Below are 3,255 nucleotides of genomic sequence, written 5' to 3'. Positions count from 1 at the left end.
CCAACCTTCCGAAAACAACTAAACCACGTTTCGGCCGCACGACCGCTCCTTAATGAGCCGGTCGTGCGGCCGTTTTCGTACCTCGTGAAAACTCTCGCTAGCAATCATTCGGCAAACCACGTAACATATCGGAACGCTTCGATCTAATTCCCACCATCGCACTCCCCCTGCCCTTCCAACCTCTGCTTCCCGAGCGGAGTCTTCGGAGTAACCACACGATGCTGACTTTGCGCCATGCCGCGAACCGTCGCAGTGCGCTGTGCGATGGGGTCTTGCGCCGCGACTTCCTCAAGATCGGCGGTCTCGGGCTCGGCGGATTGTCGCTGGCGAACCTCTTCGCGGCCGAAGCCTCGGCGGGCGTTCGCAACTCGCGCAAAGCGGTGATCATGATCTATCTGGTCGGCGGACCGCCGCACCAAGATATGTTCGATCTTAAGCCGAACGCCCCGCGCGAGATCGCCGGACCTCATCGGCCGATTGCGACGAATGTGCCCGGTATCGAGATCTGCGAGTTGTTTCCGAAGATGGCCGCGCGGATGGATAAGCTCGTCCCGATTCGGTCGATCGTCGATGCGCAAAGCGGACACGATGCGCATCAATGCTTCACCGGCCGGAAGCCCGGTCGGGGAGCTCCGGCCGGGGGCTGGCCGCAGTTCGGTTCGATCGTCGCGCATCAACAAGGCCGACAAACGCGCGGCGTGCCGCCGTTTCTGAGCCTTTGCTACGACACGACGCATGGTCCTTATAATGAGCCCGGCCCGGGGTTCTTGGGAGTTGCGCAATCGCCGCTGAAACCATTGGCGGCAAGTCGCGACGACATGATCCTCAAAGGAATCACCTCCGATCGGCTCGACGATCGACGGTCGTTGCTGGCGAGCCTCGATCGGATTCGTCGCGACGTCGATGCCGGCGGCAAGATGATCGGAATGGATGCGTTTACGAGTCAAGCGATTGATGTGCTGACGTCGTCGCGATTGGTCGACGCGCTCGATCTCACCAAAGAAGATCCGCGCATCGTCGCGCGTTACGGCACCGGCGATACGACGAAGTTTATGGATGGCAACGGCGCACCGCGCGTGCCGCAAAGCCTGCTCATGGCCCGGCGCTTGGTAGAGGCGGGCTGTCGCGTCGTGACGGTCAATTACAGCAAATGGGACTGGCACGGCGGCAGCTACGACACGATCTTCAATCGCGAAGCCGAAGACTTTCCGCCGTTCGACCAAGCCGTTTCCGCTTTGGTCGACGACCTTCACGAGCGGGGCTTGGCCGACGATGTGACCGTGATCGCCTGGGGGGAGTTCGGACGTACGCCGATCATCAGCAAGCAAGTCGGCCGCGATCATTGGCCCCGGGTCGCCTGCGCGCTTATGGCCGGCGGTGGAATGAAAACCGGCCAAGTCATCGGTGCTACCGATCGCTTGGGAGGCGAAGCGGTCGATCGCCCGGTGACGTTCGGCGAAGTGTTCGCCACGCTGTATCACAATCTCGGCATCGACGTAAAGACGACAACCATCGCCGATTTGCAAGGCAGGCCGCAATTTCTCGTCGAAGGAAATCCCGAGCCTTTGCGTGAATTGATTTAAGCTCGTAACGAATTATGAATTTCGCGTAAACCACGGATGGCCGTGAGGAAACCGAACATGCACCACTCTCCGAAAAAATCACGTGGCGGATTCTGCGACGGTCTGCAGCGGCGCGACTTTCTGCGCGTCGGCGGCCTTGCGATGGGTGGGCTGGCGTTGCCGCAGCTATTGCGCGCCGATGCGGCTTCGGGCAAGCGGTCGTCGACGAAGTCCGTGATCATGGTCTTTCTGTCGGGCGGCCCACCGCACCAAGACTTCGTCGATCTCAAGCCGGACGCTCCGATCGAAATTCGCGGCGAGTTTAAGCCGATCGCGACCAACGTGCCGGGCATCGAAATCTGCGAGCTCTTGCCGCAACTCGCGCGCATGACCGATCGGTTGGCGATCGTTCGTTCGATCGTCGGCAGCGAAGGGCGGCATGCGGCGTTTCAATGCATGACCGGACAAAAGAGCGCTCAGCAACCGCAAGGAAATTGGCCGTCGTTCGGTTCGACGATCTCGAAGCTGCGAGGGCCCGTCGATCCGGCGGTTCCGCCGTTCGTCAGCTTAGTCCCTCCGATGAAACACACGAGTTGGGCCGATCCCGGACGCCCGGGGTTTCTCGGCGTCGGCCACTCGCCGTTCCGCACGGAAGGGGACGGACTTTCCGACATGGTGCTCAACGGCGTGACGGTCGATCGGCTCGGTGATCGGCGAGAGTTGCTCCAGCGCTTCGACGGCTATCGTCGCGATGCCGATGCCGCGGGGGTAATGTCGGGCCTCGACGATTTCCAACGCCAGGCTTTCGGCATTCTCACGTCGAGCAAGCTGGCCGAAGCGCTCGATCTGTCGCGCGAAGACCGACGCACGCGCGACCGCTACGGCTACGGCTCGCGCGAACCGGCCGGCTACGGCGATGCCGGACCGCTTTGCAACGAATACTTTCTATCGGCTCGCCGCTTGATCGAAGCGGGCGCGCGTGTCGTGACCTTGGCCTACGGACGGTGGGATTGGCACGGCATGCCCTACGGAACGAACTTCGAAAACTCACGGCACCACATGCCGATGCTCGATCAAGGGCTCAGTGCGCTGCTCGAAGACCTGCGCGAGCGCGGGCTCGACTGCGATACGTCGGTCGTCGTCTGGGGAGAGTTCGGTCGCACGCCGACCATCAACTCCAAAGGAGGCCGAGATCACTGGCCGAATGTTTCGTGTGCGATGCTTGCCGGCGGCGGAATGCGAACCGGGCAAGTCATCGGCTCGACCGATCGCCTCGGCGGAGAGGCGGCGAGTAGACCGGTTTCGTTCGGCGAAGTTTTCGCGACCCTCTACCACAACCTCGGGATCGACGTGAACACGACGACGATCAACGATCTTCACGGCCGGCCGCAATACTTGGTGGCCGGCGAGGCAAAGCCGATCCGCGAATTGATCTAATCGCGATCTCTTCACGAATTGCAGTCCCCCGGCGCGCACCATAATTGCACTTCTATCAACCACCGCGTTCGAGCCGGTCGCGTCGCGTTCCGTTCCCGGCGGTCGCAATCGCGTTGCTTTCCGGCATTGCTTGGTTGGGAACTCGTGACTACGCGCGATATGACGCCGTGGCCTTGCCCCCTTAAACGAATCCCGTTGTCAGTCATAGTTTGATGACCTATATCGAAAACAGCTCGGATTTACCGCGCCAGGTGAT

2 protein-coding genes are annotated in these 3,255 nt (G+C 61.3%); both read left to right on the top strand.

Annotated features, from left to right (window positions below; genetic code table 11):
• Positions 1-218 precede the first annotated feature (218 nt).
• A complete protein-coding gene (locus tag K8U03_00450) occupies positions 219-1,583 on the top strand; it encodes a DUF1501 domain-containing protein (GenBank protein ID MCE9603353.1) in 1,365 nt (454 codons plus the stop codon).
• Positions 1,584-1,640: 57 nt separating this feature from the next.
• Complete coding sequence (locus tag K8U03_00445) at positions 1,641-2,999, top strand: DUF1501 domain-containing protein (protein ID MCE9603352.1); 1,359 nt, start codon at positions 1,641-1,643, stop codon at positions 2,997-2,999.
• The last annotated feature ends 256 nt before the right edge of the window (positions 3,000-3,255 follow it).

It is taken from the genome of Planctomycetia bacterium (assembly GCA_021413845.1).
Classification (GTDB): domain Bacteria; phylum Planctomycetota; class Planctomycetia; order Pirellulales; family PNKZ01; genus PNKZ01.
The sequence above is the reverse complement of the archived record's forward strand: the minus strand, read 5'-3'. Positions and strand labels throughout refer to the sequence as shown.

Excerpts from the sequence above, each read along its gene's own strand:
- K8U03_00450 (MCE9603353.1), top strand. The coding sequence starts at position 219 with ATGCTGACTTTGCGCCATGCCGCGAACCGTCGCAGTGCGCTGTGCGAT.
- K8U03_00445 (MCE9603352.1), top strand. The coding sequence starts at position 1,641 with ATGCACCACTCTCCGAAAAAATCACGTGGCGGATTCTGCGACGGTCTG.